This window comes from Pedobacter petrophilus (assembly GCF_009674725.1).
Classification (GTDB): domain Bacteria; phylum Bacteroidota; class Bacteroidia; order Sphingobacteriales; family Sphingobacteriaceae; genus Pedobacter; species Pedobacter petrophilus.
In genome coordinates, this window is sequence record NZ_WKKH01000020.1 from 57,958 (window position 1) to 82,228 (window position 24,271).

Genomic DNA, 24,271 nt, shown 5'->3' on the forward strand with positions numbered 1-24,271 from the left:
TAAGAGATATTATTATGAGTTTACAACCACTTGCCGACGAATTTAAGCAACAAGCCAGCCAGAATAACGGTAATATCACGGTGAATGCAGCTTCATTTACCAAAGCAGGACTTAGTGTCCCTGCAGATTTAGACCTTATGCTGACTGCCGGCTATCAGCTTGCTGCAGATAGCAGTCTGCTAATTGACACCAGCGGTACCACGATAAATGATCCGGTAGGGAACACCCTGACCATTACAGGGGCGGCAAGTGTACTCCAGGTGGAGGCTTCTAATACGGCAGTTTCCTTTGTCGTTACTGATGATGGCCTGGGCAATGTACAATTTGTAATTGTCATCACCTTAAGCAACTGGACTTTTGCCACAAGCTGGCCATTTATGGTAGGCGGTATTTATAGCGATTTACCTTATACCCATCCGACCCTTATTTTTTCATCAGCCTCTCAAAGCCAATATCTATGGCAGCAAAACGAGATCAGCTTAGTGGCCGGTCAAAATTTTGCCGGTCTGATCCAGCTCACCGGAATACTTGCGCCTATTGTAAATTTCCTGATTGGCTGGGTTAATGGTAAGCAAATCGCCTTATCAGGTAAGCTTGATCCATCACAGGTAAATAATGATACCATTCTTTATCCGGAGATGGATTTAAAAGTGATGTTGGATGTGCAGGTGATTCCATTTAGCTTTCTTATAGTAAAAAGTCCGGCGATAGGCTTTAAAATTGAAACGGTAGACGATGCGGAAACTGAAGCCAGGATGATTGCGATGGATGGAACTGAATCCATGCTTGTATTGGAAGAAGATGAAGACGAAGATGGTGATATCGTACAGCTCTCCAGTCTTTATTTTGAATTACAGCTTTTATTGGGAACAACCATCCAGATGGATTTCAGTACCAGCGTTACGCCTGATCAGAACACTTATTTCCTTGGTGTAACGCCTGATCCCTCAACACCCCTGACACCGCTGAACCTGTTTTCTTTAATGGCAGGCAATAACTGGTTTACCATTTTGCCGCCTGCACTTCAACAGTATTTAAATGCGATTGCCTTTAAAGGTTTTGCAACTACGGTAAGCTTCAACAATGGTTTTACTATTGAAAGCGCTTCGGCAACAGTAGGTTCTACGCAACAATGGGTTTTGTTTGAAAATTTCATCATCAATGAATTTGATGTGACCTGGCTGATCATCGGACCAGGTAAAATCAATTCGCAACTGATCCACCTGAATGCCAGTGTTGATTTCTTTCCAACCATATTCAAGGGTGGATTTGACGTGGAAATCACCTCAGATCTCACTTTATCCGCTTCATTCGAAGGTTCTGTTACCTTTAATGATTTAATGAAGGCGATTACCAATGGAGCCATAGATATCCCTCCAAGCCTGCTGCTGGTAGAGTTTACCAGCTTTGGAATAGCGATGGACATCAACAATAAGTATTATGAGTTCTATGCCAATACCAATATCAACCTTAATTTTATTACCAATATTTCCGTTACCAATGGCAGCCTGAAAATCACTTCTTCTACGCCAACCAGCGGAGAAGGTAAAAGTGTGTTTACCGCAGCGGTTAATGGTTTGTTTGCGATAGGAGGCTTGCAGCTCAATGTGGATGTGAACTACAGCTCTGCAGCTGCTGGTGGATGGAATCTGAGCATTGCTATGCCTGCAGGGAAAAACCTGGATCTCGGCGCGCTGATCAAACAGTTGTTTAATGCCATTGATTTGCCGGATAGCTTCCTGCCAAGCTACCTTAAAATTACCCAGTTCTCATTGGTTTCATACGTGCCAAATGCGGCCACAGGAACCAGTACCTATGAAGTGAAAACAGCAATTGTCTGGAAATTCACCTTCCCGATCATCGACCAGCCGATCAATATCCTGGCTAATTTAAGGTTGAAATATGAAAGTACACCATCCGCAAACGGTCCTGCGGTAACGAGTTATGAGGGCGCCATTGCCGGAACCGTAACATTGGAGTATTTCAATGCAGAGGTGAATATTGGCTACGACTTTTCAAAAAATAATCAATTGCTCTCGATCCAGTGGGAGGGATTCATCACCGAATATAACGTTACCGAGGCATCAAAAACCATCACTTTCCGCATTGAAAAGTGGTCTGTAGGTAGCCTGATTACTTCCTTTATGAAAATGATGGGGGATCCTACTTTTGAACTGGATTCGCCATGGGATTTACTGAACGACCTGAGCCTGGACGGCTTCTCTGTGACCTATGATCTGGATACAAAAGACATCAAGGTAAACTACAAATTCGGAAAGAGCCTCAACCTGATATTTATTACCATCAATGGCATCAGCCTGACCAAAAATTCAACAGGGGTATTCATCGCATTTGATGGATCATCACCGGTTCCTGGTGTGAACGACAGTAATTTGTTTAAACCAGAGAAAGGCGGACAGGACATTAACAAAATGCCTGAAGTACCCGGACAAGGTTCAGAATATTTCGGACTCTACCTGCTGGCCATGGGACAACATGTGGAGCTGGCCAACAGTGCATCTTATCAATCCATTAAAGAGGTGACCGATGCCATGCAAAAGGCATTTACGGAACCGGAACCGGGCACTATTCCGATAGGGCCAGGTAATACGCTGCTTAGTTTTAATGAAGACAGCAATTGGCTGATTGCCACCAGTTTCGGGGTGTTAAATGTAGGCACCAAGGATAAGCCGGTCTGGACAGTTGATGCGCAGATTGTGTTCAACGACCCGAATCTTTATGGGCTCCGCATTGCCTTAAGTGGCGATAAAGCGAAAGTGCTGAAAGGACTCGTATTTGAGATCATGTATAAAAAGATCTCAGATTCTATCGGGGTCTACCAGATGGACCTGACGCTGCCGGATAAATTGCGCAACCTGCAATTTGGGGCGGTTAATATTACTTTGCCATGCATCAGTCTGGAAATCTATACCAATGGCGACTTTAAAGTCGATATCGGGTTTCCGCACAACATGGATTTTTCACGGTCCTTTACCCTTCAGGCCATTGTGCCGCCGGGAATTCCGGCAATGGGTTCAGGCGGATTGTATTTTGGCAAGCTAAGCAGTGCAACCACCACTTTGGTGCCGGCAACCAGCTATGGTAACTTTAATCCGGTACTCGTATTTGGAATAGGGCTACAGGTTGGCGTTGGCTACAGTGTCGATTACGGAATCATGAGTGCAGGTTTTAGCCTCACCTTATTCGGGATCATTGAGGGGGTAATTGCAAGTTACCATCCATATCAGGGTTCACTGGAAGGTCAGGAGAAAAACCTGCAGACGGTCGAAACTTCTTACTACTATTACCTGAAAGGTACAGTGGGGATCATTGGTAAATTGTACGGCTCTATCGATTTCGGAATCATATCTGCCAGTGTAAATATTACCATCACGATCTATGTACAGGCAGTCTTTGAAGCCTATAACAAAATACCGCTGGCCATCGTGGCGGCTGTTGACGTCAGGGTTTCTGCACGTCTGAACCTTGGTTTATTCAAAATCACCATTCATTTCAGCTTTACCGCAACGATCAGACAAGACCTGACCATCGGAACGGATAATCGCGCTGCAGCGCCATGGAACAAAGACCTGACTGTAGCATCAGCAGCCTCAGCACTGGAGATGCCACAGTATAGGATGATGTCCGGTAAGACTGCCAGGCCAAGGCTTCAGTTTAATACCATACTGGCCACGGGGTCTGAAGAAGCATTGCCAGTACTTAATTTATACTTTGTACCGCATCTAACGGTTTCTGCACCTAAAGGAAGCGATCATCTGAATAGTCAACAAGCACAATACGTAGCTACATTGTTCATTGATGCACCAGATCCAAATGGTCAGGGTGATGGTACCACCTCATTTGAACGCATGAGCAGTGATTTCTTCCGCTGGTTGGTTGCCAATTATATAGATCCAAATGCAGGACTGACTACCCGTTCTGAAATTGATGCACAGGGGATATCAAAACTTGATCTGGACAACTTAATCGCATTGCTGTCTAACGAGGATAATCCTTTTCCGATTCCTACAGCTGATTTGCTGACCTTCCTGCAAAGTTCATTTGCGGCGGTCAACATTCAGAATTTAGGAGAAGACCTTCCTTCTGCGGCAATTTTCCCGATGTTCTATGACTTGAGTTTAAACGTACCAGGTATTCCTTTGCACATTGATTTCAGCCAATACAATATGGCGACTGCCGAGTATTTGGAAGAGGTGAAGAAATGGTTTGCCGAACTGGAAGTGAGCGTTTCGGAAGAAAGTAATTCGGCGCCACAAGCGAAAATAGCGGACGCGGCAGAACCAAGCTATAGCATGTCGACCTTTGTTTTTGAAGATTACTTTGTGCTGATCGGAAAACAACTCGCCGGATATGGATCTGATGCGATGAACAATTTCACTTACAAAATTAACAACACAGATGATAAAGTGGCTGTGGACCGTAGTTTGCAGGTCATGACTTCATGGGCAAATGGCCTTACCGCAAATGGTTATTCCAATCATGTCATTTTGCAGGACATTGCTGTTGCCAACCAAAATCATCCGCTTACTGCTGGTGTATCACTTCAGATCACGGGTCATATGCGCCTGATTGCAAGCGCTGATACCTTTAGTTCGGTGGCGATGCTGTATGCAATTACCCCAGCGATGCTGATCGTTCAAAATGGTACGGTGCCAAGTTTGCTTGCGCCGGGACAGGCAGTCAAATACAATGGTAATTCTTATACCGTAAATGCAGGAGATACGCTGAAAGCAGTGGCAGCCGGGTTAAACACCACACTGGCCTTACTTTCAGGGGATCTGGTATTCCAGAAAACGGCGGTAACGCAGCCTGGAGGATGGTTAATCATTGGAGCAGCAGTTTACACGGCTAAAAACGAGGATACCTTTACTTCAGTCGTGACTAACATCTACAAAAATGTGGATGTTGCAGGACTATTGATGCAAAACCAGGTCACACCAGGCTTGTTCATCAGCGGAAATACATTTGTTTATGATTCGAAACTGTATACCATTGTGCCGGGAGATACGCTGACCAGTATGGCAGAAAATCTTACCGTGGCCACTAAAACTACGGTTACTCCGGAAAATCTGGCTGCAGATCCTGTTGTACAGGCGCTGAATATCCAGCCGCTCGGACAACTGTTAATTCCACCTTTCCTTTACAGCGCTGTTACTTTTGATGATCCGGCCCAGGCGGATACTTTGCTTAGCCTTTCTGTGACTTACAGCACTACTGTGGCATTGATGGCTTCTAATTATTCAAATCAGAACATCACTGACCTGTTTTACAATGGAGAAGGTTACAGTAGCGCCAATATTCCGGGATTAGAGATTCTGGATGTGAGCAGCATTCTGGCTTATTTCACAGAAAATGGCTGCTACGGACAATTGTCTGGTATGGCATCCAGGTATCAGCTGCATGGCATGCGTTTGCCTACTAATTTACCGGGACTGACCTTGTCAGCAGGATCCCCATGTCCAACAGACAGCGATTGTGCACTATTCGCTTTAACCGGTCAGGAGTTTGTATTGCCAGCAGATGTGGCCAAAGGTTTTGAAATCCAGCTGATCAATTCTTCGCTGAGCTGGTTGCAGATTGATGGAAAAACTATGAATGAACCGGGAGGAAATATGCTTTCCGTAACATTGGATGATCCGGATATTGAACAAATCAATACTTTGCTGAATTATGCACAGCAGACGGGGATCAAACCGGAGGTGCTTTCATTGACGCCAATGAAGCCTTATGACCTGTTGCCATTACAATATACCTTCCAGACCGTTACCAAATGGCAGTCGTCCGGAAAAGTAATCCTGCCTTATGGTAGCATAGGCAGCCAGAATGATATTTCTCCATTGATCTGGATGTTTCCTTCAGGAATGCTTGCGCAACTGGCTTTGCCGAAATTGGCGGGATCGATGTTTGGCGTTCAGATTGGACAGTATGATGCTGCAAAAGGTATGATGAATTACCGTTCTTCTTCTTACTACGGCTGGAATACCATCGTAGAGATCGACCTGAAAAGGCTGACAGGGGAATCCACCGCTGTGGTGAATGCCTATACTTACGAGTTGATGGGTGCCGATGAGGCCGGTGCAACGATCTTACAAAGATTGCTGCAGGCGCTGGATCCGAATTCCGGCAACAACAACAAAGGTATGGTCACCGATATTCAGTGGTTGTATGAAGCGGATGGCGGCTTGATGTCGGTAGGAATGGACAGCATGAAGTCATTTATTGTGCAGGCCAACCTTTCTACGGAAACAAATCCTTCCAATCAGGCAATGAAAATGGCCCTGATGGCGGTTGAAGAAACTACTTTAGATACCGGAATCCTGAACAGCACCTATGATTTTATCCGCTTGTTATGGGAATGCAGCATTACCCGTTCAGGAGGTTATTACTTACTATATAACGAGATTGAAAGCAATAAAGGTTTCCCTGACAGCATATTTGGTAAAGGGGATACTGCTACCATCCGCCTGATGGTGACTTATAGCGATGTATTCGCCAATAAGCCAGGCAATTACATGAACTGTGCGGTGACGGGAGATAAAATTGATGTTTCTTCTTGCGTGGTTTATGCAGAAAGTGCGAAGCAAACCGGGCTGACAGTTTATGTGCAAAATGCACTGGATACCCCATTGATCATCAGTTCGAGGTATAACATCCTGCTCAGTGAGTTTGCGGCGACCAATGCCAATGTGGTTTTAAACACCACTTTAGCACCGGTACCAGTGATTACGTTTAGTGGTTTGGTATATGAGGTAGGTCGGATCAGTACGGTTAACAATCTGACAAAGATTTCGGCTTATTACAGTGTAAGTGCTACAGATCTTCAGGCTTTAAATCCGCAGATCACAGATTGGAACAATTTACTATTGTGGCAATTGGTTAGCATTCCTGAGCTTAAATACACGGTTAGCACTGCTTCCGGAGCCCCGGGAAATACTTTTGGAAGCATTGCTGCTTATTACTTTATAGACATGTCGGTATTGGGATGGGCGGTACGTAATGTGAATAATTTCTTTGGTACAAGTACCCCGTTGACCATCAATGACCAGATTTTACACAAGGTATCGAATGTGCCACAAGGAGCGGCTGCATTTGAGCTTAACCGTACAAATCCGGTGTTACCAGAGAATTATAAAGTGACCGATCCGGATTACGCGAAAATATACCTGGACAATTTGTACAATCTGCTCAGCTACAACGTGATTGAGAACGCTGATTTTGAACCTGGTGAAATCGGATTACCAGCTGGTCCGGGGACTTCCCAGAGTCAGGATCAGCTGTTAGGAAAAGCAGATGCGGCTCCGATAGAAGAAGAATTATGGGTGTATAACCCGGTGATTCCATTGGCGCAATTTGCCAAACCAAACCCTTATATGGAGCTTCCTGAGGAAAATCCAGTGGGTTATCCGGCAGGTTATCCTCAGAAAGACGACAACCCTTATCTGGGTATTGGCGGACAGGCACAGGTGCATTTTGATTGGGTAGATTACTATGGCAACAACACGATTACGCCATTTAGTGACCCAAGTCTGGATGCACAAACGCCATTGAACAATCCACCAGTCCAGATTGCTTATACAGATGAGTTAAAAGGATTGGGTAAATGGCCGAGTCTGGAGCTGAGTTATTTATTTGAGAATGATAAGAATACCGGCGCTGAGTTGGCTTTAAACTTTAACTTTAATTCCCAAAGGTATGTGCCGCTGGATGTGCCTGCTGATCAGCAGCAAGACTGGAAAGCCAATGCCAGGAACGACCTGATCATTTACACGAATATTTATTACCAGATTACGCAGTTGAGCCCTAAGGATGGGCACAATACGCTCAGCGTCAACCTGAGCACTTCGCTGACTCCGAATAAAGATTATGCGATTGCTGGAACGCAGTTTAACCAGTTGCTTCAGTTTGTAAAAGATACTTATACTTATTTACTGGCCAGATCAAATGAGCAGGATGCAACTCCTCCGGTAATGAATCCGATTGTGAATCCAATCAATGCGGCTGATATTGATACGGCATCTATTTTACTATTAACAGTGGATGTGGAATTTGCCAGGGATTTGGACTTTGTAAACAATGACTTTAAGGATAGCGACCTGGTAACCAATTCAGTTACTTCTGTGAAACCTCAAACGATTATTATTCCACAAGAATCTGATCCAACCATACCATCAGGTACCCAGGATGCGAAAACGAGTCCGAATGGCCTGAATGAATTTGCAGCGAAATTTGAGCTGGCTTTCAGCAATCCGGGGGTTTATCAATTGAAAATTGCGATTGGTACAAATCCGGAGCAGGCAGGAAGCAGCAGCAGCAATCAGGCGGTGTATGTGGTAAGAATGGGCCAACAGGAAGGACAGGGGATCTATTGGTCGGCTTCAGAAGCCTGTTTCTACCAGTTGACACCGCAATCTATTGACAACCTGGATACCAAAGGGAATGTGCCAGCCGCAGTGACGGATAAATTAACACCTTTACTGAATGTGGTTTATAACAGCCGGACAGATTTTGATGTACAGCTGAAAACGTTACTTACAGAGGCTGAATTTAAGCGGTATCAGTACACCATTTATGTGTATAGTTTGCTTCCGGTATTTTATGCACCTAAACCATTAAACACCAGTCTGGTTTCTAAAAACGGGGTTCCGATTCAGAAATATGTAACCGGTCAGGGGCTGGTAGACAGCTCTGTAGAATTGAATAATTTCGCAGGGATTGACATGGACAACTGGGCGGCGCAATCACTCAATGTCATTGATGTATTCCTGACTTCTGATTTCTCAGTGCCAGGATTCCTGGTAGACCAGTTGAAAGCAGATGATGAAAAGATCTGGTTGGGAGAACAGCAGATTGCTGCCGATACGTTTGTAGAAGCCATTACCAGTGCGAAGAAGAGCCTTGCAGATACGATTTCCAATGAAATTGAATCTATTTTAACCGCGCCGGTGATCAGTGATGATCCGGAGAGCCTGGCTAATGCGAAAGAACAGTTTAAACAGCAATTGCTGAATCAGCTGGGAAATGCTTATAATGTGAGTGCTTTGGTACAGACTAAAGTGGTGGCAAGCTCTGATTTCGTAGGCTTTACTAATAATACCACTCCTCCAAGGTTGTATGGTGTCCCTATGGTAGACAATCCGGCATTCCAGGGGGTGTCATCGCTGAATCAGGATAGGGTTACCTTGGATGATAACCTGAAAAGCATGTACAGCATCTCTACGGCTAAAGTGCAGCTGAATGCTAAAGATGCAAGTTCTGAAGATTCTTATTTAACGTTTAGCTTCTCTACAAAGAATGCGAAAGAATACAGCAGTGTAGAACTTAATCTTTCTTATGTAGTGACGCATATAGAGTTTCAAATCAGTGATGTTCCAGGAATTGAAGGGTACAAAGGTTCTAACTGGCTGACCTTTATTATTCCAGCCGACCTGAACACTCCGGTAAGTCCGGGATCAGATCTCCAGGTATTACAACAAAACCTGGGTCTGGTGGATATTCCTATCGTGCTGCGTAATTATCCAACACCACCAACACTGACCACCCAAACCGGGACTCCGGTTGATGTTTCGGGAGATACGGAAAACATGAAGTTAGAGAAGGCTTCGCAATGGGATTATACCTATTCTTATACCGAGGATCAGGCTGCACAAGATCGGCTATTCTCTGAGATTGAGTTCAACATGGTACCTTTGCCTCAGTCAAGAATGATGGCCGGTGCTTCGCGTGACCTGTTTAACGACATGGCACAACTGGTGACGGTTTGGCCGCAGATATTAGATGACTTTAACCAATATCTTACTGCAATTACCGCTGCTTCTACTTCGTCAGATCCTAATTTGAAAAATGCTTATTACGCATTGCAGGCCTTAGTGATATTAACCAATAATCTGGCAATTGCCTGGAATGATTATACAAGTCTAATTTTAACCTCCGGTAGCGATACCGATACGAAACGTGCCTTTGATTTCATGATCGTTCAAACGGATGATAAGGACAATGATAACCGCTTACTGGTAACTGTTGTACCTCCGGATGAGATATCTGAGCAGGATATATTGAACTACACCGGAAATAATCAGGATATCGCAGTGACCCTTCCAAATATGCCTGTGGTCAGTATCCCTGACTATACAACTATTCCGGCAACTAATGATGATGGTAAGGTGATTCCTAATGCGTATTGGTATCAAACTATAGGTGAAAACCCGGTTTATCTGTCCTGGATAGATTCCTTGTCGATCGCTTCAAGAAAAGTGAATGTAAATGAGCTGAATATTTTAGAGTTCCAGTATGCCTGGGCTGGATTGTCGATCATTAGAAATGAAGATCTGATCCCTTACAACCCTACAAATCCTCAATTTATATACCGTAGTCCATTGGTGAAGTTCTCCAATAAGCTGGTGCCGATCCTGAACAATGATTATATCTTTAACATTGCCCGGCTGATGTCCGTACCAACGGTACAACACTCGCTTGGGGAGTTGCTGGCTAATTTCTTTGCGGTGTTTTTTGCCAAAGACGAACTGGATCAGCAGCTGATTAAAATGAGTGCAACCTGGAACTATCCGATATTGCAGAGCGAGTCGATCCAGACAAACCCATTGGTATTACCGGCAGCGATTCAATTGCCAATATTGCTGGCACCGCCGTTTAATTTTGCTATCCCAGTAGATTTTATGATTCCGGCAGGAGGTTGTTCGGCTACGGTAAGTCCAACAGACTCCTTTGTATGTAAGTTATCTGCCGCAATCAAGACCTGGTATAAGCAGAATAATCCTACTACAGCTAATGCCTGGCTGCAATTGGACATGTCTGTTTTCTCTTCCTTAACTGAAGTTAAACTGCCATTGATCGATTTGAAGAACATTGTTTTATTTTATAGCGATATTAATGATTTGACCTAAGCGGCTTGTTTTAATGAATAGTCATCTCCCTTGCCCAGGCAGGGGAGATGTAATGGATGGTGGGAACTGAAATACCGGTTTAATTAACGAAATAATAGATGTTTACTCACCAAAGTTTTGTGAATTCATGCGATTTTTGGCAATTCGCTAAAAGCAAAAACCCTGCTAATCCTGCGATTGCAGGGTTTTATACGTTTTGATAGTCTTTGGTGTGATCCCGCTGGGATTCGAACCCAGGACCACTACATTAAAAGTGTAATGCTCTACCAGCTGAGCTACGGAATCTACTTTGCTTAAAACGTCTTCGTTTCCTTTAAAGTGATGCAAATATAGGGTTCAGTTCCATCTGATGCAAATAAAAAATCTGGAAAAGTGCTACTGTATTGATTTATAAGGGGATTAATTATTGGTAACCATTTTTTTAAAGATATTTGATAATTTTAGTCGCTAATCTTGACATATGAATAAACTAAAAATCTTTTTCTGTCTACCCGTCATTGCATTAATTACGTGTTGTAAGGAACCAAAAGAACAGGAGGCCAGTAAAAGAAAACAAGATTCATTGGCCTCTTGTGAGAAAAATCTGCCTAGTCGTTTCGGTACAATAAGAGATACGGCTAATTTTGCGGTGAATCAAGCCACCCGTGATGGAATGGTGTTGATTCCGGCAGGAACATTTGAAATGGGTGCATCAGATCAGGAAGGGCGAGAAGACGAATACCCAAAACATCAGGTGAGATTAAATGCCTTCTGGATGGACGCAACAGAAGTAACCAATGCAAGTTTCGCGAAATTTGTTGCGGCCACAGGCTATGTCACTACTGCCGAGCGAAAGCCGAATTGGGAAGAGATGGCAAAGCAGCTCCCGCCGGGAACGCCCAAACCGCCCGATAGTATACTAGTAGCCGCATCGCTGGTTTTTTATCAACCCAAAACAATCTATGGCTTAAACGATGCCTCGCAATGGTGGCGTTGGGTGAAGGGCGCAAGTTGGAAACATCCAAAGGGATTAAACAGTAACATCAATGGAAAAGACCGTGAACCGGTGGTTCAGGTATCATGGGATGATGCCATGGCTTATTGCAAATGGGTAGGGAAGCGTTTGCCAACAGAAGCAGAATGGGAATATGCAGCGAGGGGAGGGCTAAAAAATGGAAAATATCCGTGGGGAAATGAGGACATAGAAACGGCCAGTCCGAAAGCAAATACCTGGCAGGGGAGTTTTCCGGTAACCAATACAGTTTGGGATAAGTTTTCCGGGCTTGCCAGAGTAAAAAGTTTCAAGCCGAATGCCTATGGTTTATATGATATGGCGGGCAATGTTTGGGAATGGTGTAGCGACTGGTATCGCCCTGATTATTACAAAACACTAAAAGGGATAACCTCAAATCCTAAGGGGCCTGGAGATAGTTATGATCCCATGGAGCCTACTATTCCAAAAAAAGTGGTTCGAGGTGGGTCGTTTATGTGTAATGCTTCTTATTGTAAAGGGTATCGAGTTACGTCACGGATGAAAACATCGATTGATACTGGCTTAGAACATACTGGTTTTCGTTGTGTAGCTGATAATTGAAGTTAATTTGAATTAAATGTGAGTTTAAATCTGTATCTCGATAACATTATGTATCGATTTCATTTCTAAATCAGAAAAATAATTGGTTATTTTGGCCAAACCATTCAAATTCACAAACCAAACTCATGTCAGATTCTCAAAAATCGCAGAATTATACTTTTGCATTGTTCGTTATCGGTGTTCTCTTTTTTATTTTCGGTTTTATTACCTGGGCAAATAGTCAACTTATTCCTTATTTAAAAATAGCTTGTCAACTTTCCAGCACCGAATCTTATTATGTAGCCTCTGCATTTTTTGCTGCTTATTTTGTAATGTCGATTCCCTCTTCCTTTGTACTAAAGTTCACGGGATTTAAGAAGGGAATGTCGGTAGGTTTGTTTACCATGGCTATTGGTGCTGCAATATTTATTCCTGCGGCCTACGCCAGAAGTTTTCCCACATTCTTAATCGGCTTGTTTGTTATTGGCAGTGGTTTGGCGCTACTTCAAACGGCATCCAACCCTTATGCTGCGGCAATAGGTCCGAAAGAAAGTGCCGCAAAACGCATAAGTATTTTAGGAATCTGCAATAAAATTGCCGGTATCCTGGCAGTTTACGTATTGGGGAGCATTATTTTGAAAGACAGCGATGCTTTTGAAGCCAGTTTGAAAACGATGGATGAAGTGGCTAAAAACACTGCTTTGGATGCTCTTGCGCAAAAAGTGGTATTGCCTTATGTTTTTATCGCTGCGTCATTCGCGATTGTAGGAATCCTGTTATTTTTTGTGCAACTTCCTGAAGTGGAGGAAGAGCAGGATATTTTAGATCTTGATGCTCTGCCTCAAAACGCACAGGTAGCAGCTGCTAATAAAAACGTATTCAATTTTCCTCATTTAATCGTCGGCGTTTTTGCTTTGTTTTTCTACGTAGGGATGGAAGTAATCAGTTACGATACTTTTGCCGGTCTCGGAACTCATCTGGGTTATAAACTGGATATTTCGAAAAGTTTTGCCACCTACACCGGTTACGGCTTATTGCTCGGCTATACCATTGGCATCATTTCTATTCCCAGGTTTATTTCACAAAGAAATGCCTTAATTGTTTCCTGTTTGCTCAGCATCGCTTTGGTAATTTTAGTCGTATTGATTAAGGCGAATCCGGGTCTTACTACACTTCACTTATTCGGCAGTGATTTTAGTTTGCCTACACATCCGGCAGTTTGGATTTTTGCACTTTTGGGTTTTTCAAACTCCGTAATGTGGCCTGCTATCTTCCCAATGGCAATAGATGGTCTCGGTAAATTCACTAAAATGGGGTCGGCATTGCTGATAATGGCCATCGTTGGCGGCGCAATTCTTCCGCCGGTTTACGGCTACATATCTGAAACCATAGGCAACGGACAAACAGCATATCTGATGATGATTCCTGCTTATTTGTTTATCCTTTACTTCGCTGTGAGTGGCTACCGTTTAGGTAAGAAGTAAACTTCTGTTCAGAAAATCTGATTAAATATAGACTAAGGGGCAACGTTGACCCTGAAAGATCAGTTTAATTTTTTTTATGCCATTAATTTTGACTTATTTTGAAGTTTCATTTACGTAAAACTTAATCCGTAAAGTTTAAGTTTCAAATATTAAATTCCCAAATGAATAAAGCTATTTTTCTCGATCGCGATGGCGTGCTTAATCACGAAATATATGATTACATCTGCCGCGTGGAAGATTTCAAAATTCTCGACTATCAAATTCCTGTATTGAAGAAGTTCTTTGATGAAGGTTATCTCTTAATCGTGATTACCAACCAGGGTGGCATCGCCTTGAAAAGATACACTGAACAAGAGTTAGCCATTATGCATCAGATGTTGAGAAATGCTTTCGTAGCCAAAGGTGCCGATATTGCCGGTTTTTATTATTGTCCGCATCACCCGACCGTTGGAGGTGAGTGTAAATGTCGCAAGCCAGCTTCAGGTATGATTCTCGACGCCATTGATATGTATGACATTGATCCGGCTCAATCTGTAATGATCGGCGATAAACCCCGCGATGTCGAAGCTGCCAATGGGGCAGGAGTGAAGGGAATCCTGATCGCACCTGATGAACAGATCGTTTACGAGAAAGTGAAGGAAGTTTTGGGTTCGGAGTTTAGCGTTGGGAGTCTTTAGTTTGGAGTCTTGGCGGAGGTGGTTTTTGCTATCGGCTTTTAGTCGGGAGTTCTGAGTCTTTAGTCGGGAGTCTTGAGCGGAGGTAGATTCTTACTATCCGTTTTTAGTCGTGAGTTCTGAGTCTTTAGTCGGGAGTCTTGGGCGGAGGTGATTCTTGCTATCCGTTTTTAGTCGTGAGTTCTAAGTCTTTAGTCGGGAGTCTTGGGCGATGATGGATTTTGCTATCCTGGAACTTTGCAGCTAAAAGTCTTGGATACGAAGGTAGATACAATCCAAGCCTATTCCGTTGATGTGTCATCCGCATATAGCACCAGCCCAGTTAGATAAAGGTTTATTTTTTAACCTAAAAGCATCAGCCAGTTGATTAAGAGATTTAGGTTTTAACCCAAAGTGATGAATCTTTAATTATTAGTTTTTAGCACATGGTTTAGGCAAACCTAAATTTACACATTGATGTGTCACCGATCCAAAAGGACCAACCAATTTATTAGAGATTTGGGTTTTAACCCAAAGTGATGATTCTTTAATTATGAGTTTTCGGCCCATAGTTTCGGCAACCCCTATATCTATTCCGTTAACTGGATAATCCGAACTAAAAGCATCAGCCAGTTGATTAAGAGATTTGGGTTTTAACCCAAAGTGATGAATCTTTAATTATGAATTTTCGGCGTATGGTTTAGGCAGACCTAATTTACACATTGATGTGTCACCGACCCAAAAGGACCACCCAGTTGATTAAGAGATTTGGGTTTTAACCCAAAGTGATGATTCTTTAATTATGAGTTTTCAGCACATGGTTTCGGTAACCCCTAAATCTATCCCGTTACTGGATAACCCGAACTAAAACATCAGCCAGTTTATTAGAGATTTGGGTTTTAACCCAAAGTGATAAATCTTTAATTATGAGTTTTCGGCACATGGTTTCGGCAACCCCTAAATCTATCCGTTAATGGGTAATCCAACCTAAAAACATCACCCAGTTGATTAAGAGATTTGGGTTTTAACCCAAAGTGATGATTCTTTAATTATGAGTTTTCAGCACATGGTTTCGGTAACCCCTAAATCTATCCCGTTACTGGATAACCCGAACTAAAACATCAGCCAGTTTATTAGAGATTTGGGCTTTAACCCAAAGTGATAAATCTTTAATTATGAGTTTTCAGCACATGGTTTCGGTAACCCCTAAATCTATCCCGTTACTGGATAACCCGAACTAAAACATCAGCCAGTTTATTAGAGATTTGGGCTTTAACCCAAAGTGATAAATCTTTAATTATGAGTTTCGACATATGGTTTCGGCAACCCCTAAATCTATCCGTTAATGGGTAATCCAACCTAAAAGCGTCAACCAGTTTATTAGAGATTTGGGTTTTAACCCAAAGTGATGAATCTTTAATTATGAGTTTTCGGCACATGGTTTCGGCAACCCCTAGATCTATCCGTTAATGGGTAATCCACCCTAAAAGCATCAGCCAGTTGATTAAAAGATTTGGGTTTTAACACAAAGTGATGAATCTTTAATTATGAGTTTTCGGCACATGGTTTCGGCAACCCCTAAATCTATCCGTTAATGGGTAATCCAACCTAAAAGCGTCAACCAGTTGATTAAGAGATTTGGGTTTTAACCCAAAGTGATAAATCTTTAGTTATGAGTTTTCGGCACATGGTTTCGGCAACCCCTAAATCTATCCGTTAATTGGTAATCTAACCTAAAAGCATCAGCCAGTAGATTCATCACTTTGGGTTTTAACACAAAGTGATGAATCTTTAATTATGAGTTTTCAGCACATGGTTTAGGTAACCCCTACATCTATCCCGTTAATGGATAACCCGAACTAAAAGCATCAGCCAGTTGATTAAAAGATTTGGGTTTTAACCCAAAGTCAGAATTTCACGAGTCCAGGATGTATACAGATTCTCGCTATCTACGTTCAAGCCTTTTAGTTGATTTTACGGGACTAAAGTTTACACCAAACCGTAGATAAACTCACTAAGTAAAACTTATTTCTTGAATTTTTCATAAATGAAAAATCCTAAGTCTCAGGTAGATTTTCTACTCCAAACTTAGGATTTTGTTTATATGCTATTCGCTATAAGCTCCTTGCCCGACAACCCTGGACTTAAGACTCCAGACTAAAGACTTTCGACTCCAGGAAAGGCACTCTCAACTCCAAACTTATTTACCTGCAGCCTTAGCGTGGTCTGCTAAGAAGGTGGCTAAGCCAGAATCAGTTAATGGGTGTTTTAATAAACCTGCAATTGCAGCCAAAGGAGCAGTGATTACATCAGCACCTAATTTTGCGCAGTTTACAATGTGTAACGGACCGCGGATAGAAGCAGCTAAAATCTGAGTTTCGTAACCGTAGTTATCAAAAATAGTTCTGATATCTTCAATTAAAGCCAAACCATCGCTAGAAATATCATCTAAACGACCTAAGAATGGAGAAACATAAGTAGCTCCAGCTTTAGCAGCCAATAGGGCTTGTCCGGCAGAGAAAATTAAAGTACAGTTTGTCTTAATTCCTTTTGATGAGAAATATTTAATGGCTTTAACACCATCTTTAATCATCGGAACTTTAACAACGATTTTAGGGTTTAAAGCAGCTAGCGCTTCGCCTTCTTTAACAATCTCGTCGAATGTAGTGGCGATAACTTCTGCACTTACGTTATCTTCAACGATATCGCAAATTGCTTTATAGTGGTTGATTACATTTTCCTGGCCGGTAATACCTTCTTTAGCCATTAAGCTAGGGTTGGTGGTTACGCCATCTAAAATGCCAAGATCATGAGCTTCTCTGATTTGATCAAGATTTGCTGTGTCGATAAAAAATTTCATGGTTGTAAATTCTTAAATATTTGAGTTTCAATGATTGAACCCTGAAGAATTTAATTCCCTTCAGAGTCTACTCCGGCTTTAAACCGGAGGCATTTGGGGAAAAGAAAAAAATGGGCAAGCAACTTCTATCGCACCGCTACAACCTTCTACCCTTGCTATGTTCCCATCCTGGGGGAGTTCAAAGGGAGCTGGTCGTAAAAGACTTGCCCGTCACAAAGGTAGAAAAAGAAGTTGTTTTGCAAAATGCATTTTTTGAATTTTTTACCTCTTTTGCTTATCTTGCTGATTGATACGTAAATAAAATTCAATTGATTAAAATCTATCTTAATTTATGACTAGAAATAGCGAATTTTGTCTTGTAGATAAGATATATTGAAATCCGTTATCAGCATTTTTGAATTTTAGGCTGTCAAAATCTGCAAAAACTACACACATATCGTATAAATACCCGATTATCAAATTCGTAATTATAACACTTCATGTTTAGCTATATTTCAATATAATGGATTAAAATTGTTTAAAAACTAAAATAATTCTAAAAATTGTAGCAACTCTGTAATCTGAGCTTCGTTTTTCGTATCTTAGTGTTTCCTATACACTAACAACTAACGAGCAAAGAATGGAACCAAACAGTGGATTGTACGACGCGCAATTTGAACACGATGCCTGCGGTATTGGGTTCGTTGCACATGTGAAAGGGCGAAAATCGCATCAAATCATCTCCGATGCACTTACTATTTTAGAAAATCTAGATCATAGAGGGGCATGTGGAGCAGAACCAAATACAGGCGATGGTGCCGGTATAATGATTCAGATTCCCCACGAATTTTTTTACGATGAATGTTTAAAAGCTGGCTTCAGCTTACCAGAAACCAATAACTATGGTGTAGGTATGCTTTTTATGCCGAAAGATATTCGCTCGCGGGAAGAATGCCGGGAATTAATTTATCGCGCAGCAGAAAAATTAGGATTAGAAATTTTAGGCTTTAGAAAGGTTGATGTTGATACAACTGATATTGGCAACATGGCACTTTCTGTAGAACCGGAAATTGAGCAGGTTTTTATTGCCCGTCCTTATGCTGTCAATCCGGGTGCAGATTTCGAACGTAAACTTTATATTTTTAAAAACTACCTGATTAAGTTAATTGCCAATACCGTAAACGGAGGCAAAGATTTTTATATCGTTTCCCTATCTGCGCAAACCATTATCTATAAAGGTCAGTTAACTTCTTTACAGGTTCGTACTTATTTTAACGACCTGAGCGATAAAAGAGTGGTTTCTGCTTTAGGTCTGGTTCACTCGCGTTTTGCAACCAATACTTTTCCTTCCTGGAGGTTAGCTCAACCTTTCCGTTTCATTGCCCACAATGGCGAAATCAATACCCTTCAGGGGAACCTGAACTGGTTTAGAGCCGGCGTAAAATCTTTTGCTTCGGCCTATTTCACCAAAGAAGAGCTGGATATGTTATTGCCGGTAATCGATGAGACCAACTCTGATTCGGGCTGTTTAGATAACGTCATCGAACTATTACTTCACGCAGGAAGAACGTTACCACATGTATTAATGATGTTGGTTCCAGAAGCCTGGGATGGGAATGAGGATATGGATCCGCTGAAAAAAGCCTTCTATGAATTCCATGCGACTTTAATGGAGCCCTGGGACGGGCCAGCAGCCATTGCCTTTACGGATGGTAAACTGATTGGCGCTACTTTGGACCGTAATGGTTTACGCCCGTCTCGTTATGCCATCACTTCAGATGACCGTGTAATTATGGCTTCAGAAGCCGGTGCATTGGCAATTGATCAAAGTACGATTATCGAAAAAGGTCGTTTAACACCTGGTAAAATGTTCGTGGTAGACATGGAGCAGGGTAGAATTATTAGTGATGAAGAAATAAAAACAAAAGTTTGTGGTGGGAGTCCGTATGCAGACTGGATCAATCAGTATCAAATCCGTTTAGAAGAATTGCCGGAGCCGCGTGTAATGTTTACCGGCCTTTCTGAAGAATCTATTTTCAAATATCAGCAGGTTTTTGGTTACAGCAGAGAAGATGTAGATTTATTGTTGAAGCCAATGGCAATTGAAGCCAAAGAGCCAATTGGTTCGATGGGTACCGATACACCGCTTGCTATTTTATCGAAACGTCCGCAACACTTATCGAACTACTTTAAACAGTTATTTGCACAGGTAACCAATCCGCCAATTGATCCCATTCGCGAGAAAGTGGTGATGAGCTTGGCGAGTTTTATGGGAAGTAATGGTAACTTATTAGAAGAAAATCCTTTACAATCGCATTGCGTAGCCATCAAACATCCCATTTTAACCAATCAGGAGTTAGAAAAATTAAGAAGTATTGATACCGGCGTTTTCCAGGCGAAGACTTTACAAACTTATTTCAGGGCCAATGGCAAACCAGGCGCAATGGCGAAGGCCTTAGACCGTTTATGCCGTTACGCAGTTGATGCCGTTGAAGATGGTTTCCAGGTAATTGTATTAACCGATAGGGCAATCGATTCTGAACATGCGGCAATGCCTTCATTATTGGCAGTTTCTGCGGTTCACCATCACTTGATTCGCAAAGGTTACCGTGGTGCTGTGGGAATTGTAATTGAGGCAGGAGACATCTGGGAAGTACATCACTTTGCTACCTTATTGGGCTTTGGTGTTACGGCGATTAATCCTTACCTGGCTTTAGAAACCATCAACGGTTTCCAGGCTGAATCTGGTTTATCAGCAGAACAACTCACTAAAAATTATATTTACGCTGTAAACAGCGGCTTGTTGAAGATCTTCTCTAAAATGGGAATCTCCACCTTGCAATCTTACCAGGGTGCACAGATTTTCGAGATTTTAGGTTTGAATAAACAGGTGGTAAACACTTATTTCACTGGTGCAGTTTCAAGGATAGGTGGTTTAGGACTAGATGAAATCGCTAAAGAAACGTTGATTAAACATCACCGTAGTTTTGGTCCGGTTACCCTAACCGAAAACTTATTGCCGGCAGGTGGAACTTATAAATTCCGTCGTAAAGGTGAGGCGCATTTATTCAACCCTCAAACCATTCACCTATTACAAAATGCTACCCGAAAAAACGATTACAGTATTTTTAAGCAATACTCTAAACTGGTAAATGAGCAAACACAACAAGCTTATACCATTCGCGGGTTGTTTGATTTTAATTATAGCCGTCAGCCCGTTCCCTTAAATGAAGTTGAATCTACGGAGGCCCTTTTAAAACGATTTGCAACGGGAGCAATGTCTTTCGGGTCCATTTCGCACGAGGCACACTCTACATTGGCAATTGCAATGAACCGCATTGGCGGCAAAAGCAATACCGGCGAGGGTGGTGAAGATGAAATGCGCTATACTAAAATGGAAAATGGCGATAGCATGCGTTCGGCCATCAAGCAAGTTGCCTCTGCACGTTTCGGCGTAACCAGTTATTATTTAACCAATGCAGATGAACTGCAGATTAAAATGGCGCAAGGAGCAAAACCGGGCGAAGGGGGGCAATTACCTGGCCACAAGGTGGATGACTGGATTGCAAAAGTGCGCCACTCTACACCTGGAGTGGGTTTAATTTCGCCGCCACCACATCATGATATTTATTCTATCGAGGATTTAGCACAGCTGATTTACGATTTGAAAAATGCCAACCGTGCAGCAAGAATCAATGTGAAATTGGTTTCTAAAGCAGGGGTTGGTACCATTGCAGCAGGTGTAGCAAAAGCACACGCGGATGTTATTTTGGTTTCAGGTTTTGATGGAGGAACCGGTGCATCACCATTAACTTCTATTCAACATGCTGGCCTACCCTGGGAACTTGGTTTAGCGGAAGCTCACCAAACCTTGGTAAAAAACAGATTGCGGAACCGGATCGTTCTCCAAACCGACGGACAGCTTAAAACCGGTAGAGATATTGCCATTGCTGCGTTATTGGGTGCAGAAGAGTGGGGAGTTGCAACAGCAGCGTTAGTAACTGCAGGATGTATCATGATGCGTAAGTGTCACTTAAATACCTGCCCGGTAGGCGTTGCCACACAAGATCCCGAATTGCGGAAATTGTTTAGCGGAGATGCAGCTCATGTTGTAAACTTGTTCCATTTCCTGGCGGAAGAATTACGCGAAATTATGGCTGAACTTGGTTTCAGAACCATTCACGAAATGATCGGTCAGGCAGATATTTTAAAAGTTCGCGAATTGCCTGCCGAAGATTGGAAATTAAAACATCTGGATTTATCTGCCATACTTTATAAGGCAGAGGATAACGGTTTGCCATTGTTCAACACAGAACAGCAGGATCACGGTATAGCACATGTACTGGATCATCAGTTAATTGCTGCTGCTCAACCAGCCATTACCAATAATGAACCTGTTTTTGCCAGCTTCAATGTTAAAAATACAGATCGTTCTTTGGGTACCATGTTATCTAACGAAATTTCTAAGGTGCATTTAGGAGCAGGTTTGCCGCCAGATACCATCAACTTTAAGTTTATAGGTTCTGCTGGTCAGAGTTTTGGTGCATTTAACACCCGTGGAGTCACTTTATCTTTAGAGGGTGAAGCAAATGATTACGTAGGTAAAGGTCTATCCGGAGCCCGTTTAGCGATCTATCCATTCTCAAACTCAACCTTTGTTCCTGAACAAAATATCATTATTGGTAACGTAGCGCTTTATGGTGCAACTTCTGGTGAATTATTCGCCCGTGGAAAAGCTGGTGAACGTTTCGCCGTTCGTAACTCCGGAGCCACTGCAGTGGTAGAAGGTGTTGGCGATCATGGTTGTGAATACATGACAGGTGGTGAAGTGTTAATCCTTGGTGATACCGGAAGCAATTTCGCTGCAGGCATGAGCGGTGGTGTAGCATGGATCTACGATTCGAACGGAACTTTTGCGCGTAAATGCAATAAAGAAATGGTTGATCTTGATCCTTTACAAGCAGAGGATGAACAGCGGATTTTAGCTTTATTGAAAACGCATATTCGTTTAACAGACAGTAAAGTAGCTGAGTTTATCTTAAGCGATTGGAAAACACAATCAAATCATTTCGTAAAAGTATTCCCTAAAGAATACAAAGCGGTTTTAGCAAAACGTAATCAACAAGTAAAAACACACTAAGCCATGGGAAAAGTAACAGGATTTCAAGAATACGACAGAGTTGCGCCCACCAGAGAAGAGGCTAAAACTCGTGTAAAGCACTATGGGGAATTCTTACATGAATTGCCTGCACAAGAATTAAATAATCAGGCTGCCCGTTGTATGGATTGCGGCGTTCCATTTTGTCAGTCAGGTTGCCCATTGGGTAATGTGATTCCAGAATTTAACGATGCCGTTTATCAGGGTAAATGGGAATTGGCTGCCAATATCTTATTAAGCACCAATAACTTCCCTGAGTTTACCGGGAGAATTTGTCCGGCACCTTGCGAATCTGCCTGTGTGTTAGGAATTAACCGTCCACCGGTTTCTATCGAAGAAATTGAGAAACACATTATAGAAATTGCCTTTGAAAAAGGTTTTATCAAGGCAAAAGCACCATTAATCAGAACTGGTAAAAAAGTTGCGGTAATTGGTTCAGGTCCGGCAGGATTAGCCGCTGCTGCTCAATTGAATAAGGTTGGTCATGAAGTTACCGTTTTTGAACGTGATGACGCACCTGGTGGTTTATTGAGATATGGGATTCCTGATTTCAAACTACAGAAAAATGTGGTTGATCGCCGCATTGATTTAATGAAGGAAGAAGGAATCATTTTCAGGTGTAATGCTAACGTTGGTGAGAATGTAGAAATCAGCACTTTATTGAGGGATTACAATGCGATCGTTTTGGCAGGTGGATCTACTGTTCCGCGAGATTTGCCGATTGATGGCCGTTCGGCTAAAGGGGTGCATTTTGCAATGGATTTCTTAAAGCAACAAAACAAACGTGTAGCCAACCGGGAAATCGGTAACGAAGATATCTTGGCAACAGGTAAAAATGTAATTGTAATTGGTGGTGGTGATACCGGTTCTGATTGTATCGGAACTTCAAACCGTCACGGTGCTAAATCAGTAACCCAATTCGAAATCATGCCTATGCCACCACAAATGCGCAACGAAAATATGCCCTGGCCAAATTATCCGATGTTGTTGAAAAATACATCCTCACATGAAGAGGGTGCGCAACGTGCATGGTCGGTAAATACCAAGAACTTCATTGCTGATGAAGACGGTAATTTAAAAGCATTAAAAGTAGTGGATGTAGAGTGGGAAATTGATGCCGTTGGCAGACCAGTGTCTTTTAAAGAAGTGGCCGGAACGGAAAGAGATTTGCCTTGTGAACTGGTTTTTCTGGCCATGGGTTTCTTACATCCGCAAAAAGAGGGATTAATAGAGAAATTAGGGGTTGAGCTAGATAACCGCGGAAACGTAAAGGCTTCTGAACACACTTACCAGACAAATATTGGAAAGATTTTTGCCGCAGGCGATACCCGCCGCGGACAATCGCTTGTGGTGTGGGCTATTTCTGAAGGCAGAGAAGCCGCCCGTAAAGTAGATGAATACTTAATGGGAGTGACCAAACTGGCATCTAAAGATGCTGTTGCTTATGCTTAAATAGTTTTTCTAAGTTCTATATTTTCAGGGTCGTGGTGCAAACCACGACCCTTTTTTAGCACTATGGCCGTCCTGCTGAATTTATGATCTTTTAGCAGAATTCCCTGATCATCCTGTCGAACCTTCAATCGTCCTGCTGAACTTGATTCAGCATCTTTATATATGAATCTAGTTCCAGAAAATAAATTCGTATTGTCACATTGAGCTTGTC

General features: G+C 42.4%; 8 protein-coding genes, 1 tRNA gene and 1 other RNA gene. 6 read left to right on the forward strand and 4 right to left on the reverse strand.

Features of this window, described 5'->3' with window-relative positions; translation table 11 throughout:
• The first annotated feature begins 14 nt into the window (after positions 1–14).
• Positions 15–10,922, forward strand: coding sequence for a hypothetical protein (locus GJU39_RS13730; protein ID WP_154281391.1), 10,908 nt, complete (start codon positions 15–17; stop codon positions 10,920–10,922).
• A 212-nt stretch (positions 10,923–11,134) separates the two neighbouring features.
• Here the strand turns inward: GJU39_RS13730 and GJU39_RS13735 are convergent.
• A tRNA-Lys gene (locus GJU39_RS13735) sits at positions 11,135–11,207 on the reverse strand.
• A 175-nt stretch (positions 11,208–11,382) separates the two neighbouring features.
• Here GJU39_RS13735 and GJU39_RS13740 point away from each other — a divergent pair.
• From GJU39_RS13740 to GJU39_RS13750, 3 genes are all read left to right on the forward strand, one after another.
• Positions 11,383–12,495, forward strand: a complete 1,113-nt coding sequence (locus GJU39_RS13740) for a formylglycine-generating enzyme family protein (protein ID WP_154281393.1) — start codon at positions 11,383–11,385, stop codon at positions 12,493–12,495.
• A gap of 125 nt (positions 12,496–12,620) precedes the next feature.
• Positions 12,621–13,958: a sugar MFS transporter gene (locus GJU39_RS13745; protein ID WP_154281394.1), complete on the forward strand. Its 1,338-nt coding sequence runs from the start codon at positions 12,621–12,623 to the stop codon at positions 13,956–13,958.
• Positions 13,959–14,119: 161 nt separating this feature from the next.
• On the forward strand, positions 14,120–14,635 hold the full coding sequence (locus GJU39_RS13750) for a D-glycero-alpha-D-manno-heptose-1,7-bisphosphate 7-phosphatase (RefSeq protein ID WP_154281396.1): 516 nt from the start codon (positions 14,120–14,122) through the stop codon (positions 14,633–14,635).
• A 2,176-nt stretch (positions 14,636–16,811) separates the two neighbouring features.
• Here GJU39_RS13750 and fsa read toward each other — a convergent pair.
• Together fsa and ffs are read right to left on the reverse strand one after the other, a co-directional pair.
• On the reverse strand, positions 16,812–17,471 hold the full coding sequence (gene fsa / locus GJU39_RS13755) for a fructose-6-phosphate aldolase (RefSeq protein WP_154281397.1): 660 nt from the start codon (positions 17,469–17,471) through the stop codon (positions 16,812–16,814).
• Between the two features lie 109 nt (positions 17,472–17,580).
• Positions 17,581–17,680, reverse strand: an RNA gene (gene ffs / locus GJU39_RS13760) — signal recognition particle sRNA small type.
• A gap of 410 nt (positions 17,681–18,090) precedes the next feature.
• On the opposite strand from ffs, the gene gltB reads away from it, so the two are divergent.
• Together gltB and GJU39_RS13770 are read left to right on the forward strand one after the other, a co-directional pair.
• Positions 18,091–22,590 carry a glutamate synthase large subunit gene (gene gltB / locus GJU39_RS13765; RefSeq protein WP_154281399.1) on the forward strand — a complete coding sequence of 1,500 codons (4,500 nt, stop codon included), beginning with the start codon at positions 18,091–18,093 and terminating at the stop codon, positions 22,588–22,590.
• A gap of 3 nt (positions 22,591–22,593) precedes the next feature.
• The gene (locus tag GJU39_RS13770; protein ID WP_154281401.1) at positions 22,594–24,060 is read left to right on the forward strand and encodes a glutamate synthase subunit beta; all 1,467 of its coding nucleotides are present in this window, start codon (positions 22,594–22,596) and stop codon (positions 24,058–24,060) included.
• Here the strand turns inward: GJU39_RS13770 and GJU39_RS23600 are convergent.
• A partial coding sequence (locus tag GJU39_RS23600) for a hypothetical protein (protein ID WP_209437650.1) occupies positions 24,057–24,271 on the reverse strand: 215 nt, incomplete at its 5' end. The genes GJU39_RS13770 and GJU39_RS23600 overlap by 4 nt on opposite strands.

Coding starts and splice junctions, on each gene's coding strand:
- GJU39_RS13730 (WP_154281391.1), top strand. CDS start 15: ATGAGTTTACAACCACTTGCCGACGAATTTAAGCAACAAGCCAGCCAG.
- GJU39_RS13740 (WP_154281393.1), top strand. CDS start 11,383: ATGAATAAACTAAAAATCTTTTTCTGTCTACCCGTCATTGCATTAATT.
- GJU39_RS13745 (WP_154281394.1), top strand. CDS start 12,621: ATGTCAGATTCTCAAAAATCGCAGAATTATACTTTTGCATTGTTCGTT.
- GJU39_RS13750 (WP_154281396.1), top strand. CDS start 14,120: ATGAATAAAGCTATTTTTCTCGATCGCGATGGCGTGCTTAATCACGAA.
- fsa (WP_154281397.1), bottom strand. CDS start 17,471: ATGAAATTTTTTATCGACACAGCAAATCTTGATCAAATCAGAGAAGCT.
- gltB (WP_154281399.1), top strand. CDS start 18,091: ATGGAACCAAACAGTGGATTGTACGACGCGCAATTTGAACACGATGCC.
- GJU39_RS13770 (WP_154281401.1), top strand. CDS start 22,594: ATGGGAAAAGTAACAGGATTTCAAGAATACGACAGAGTTGCGCCCACC.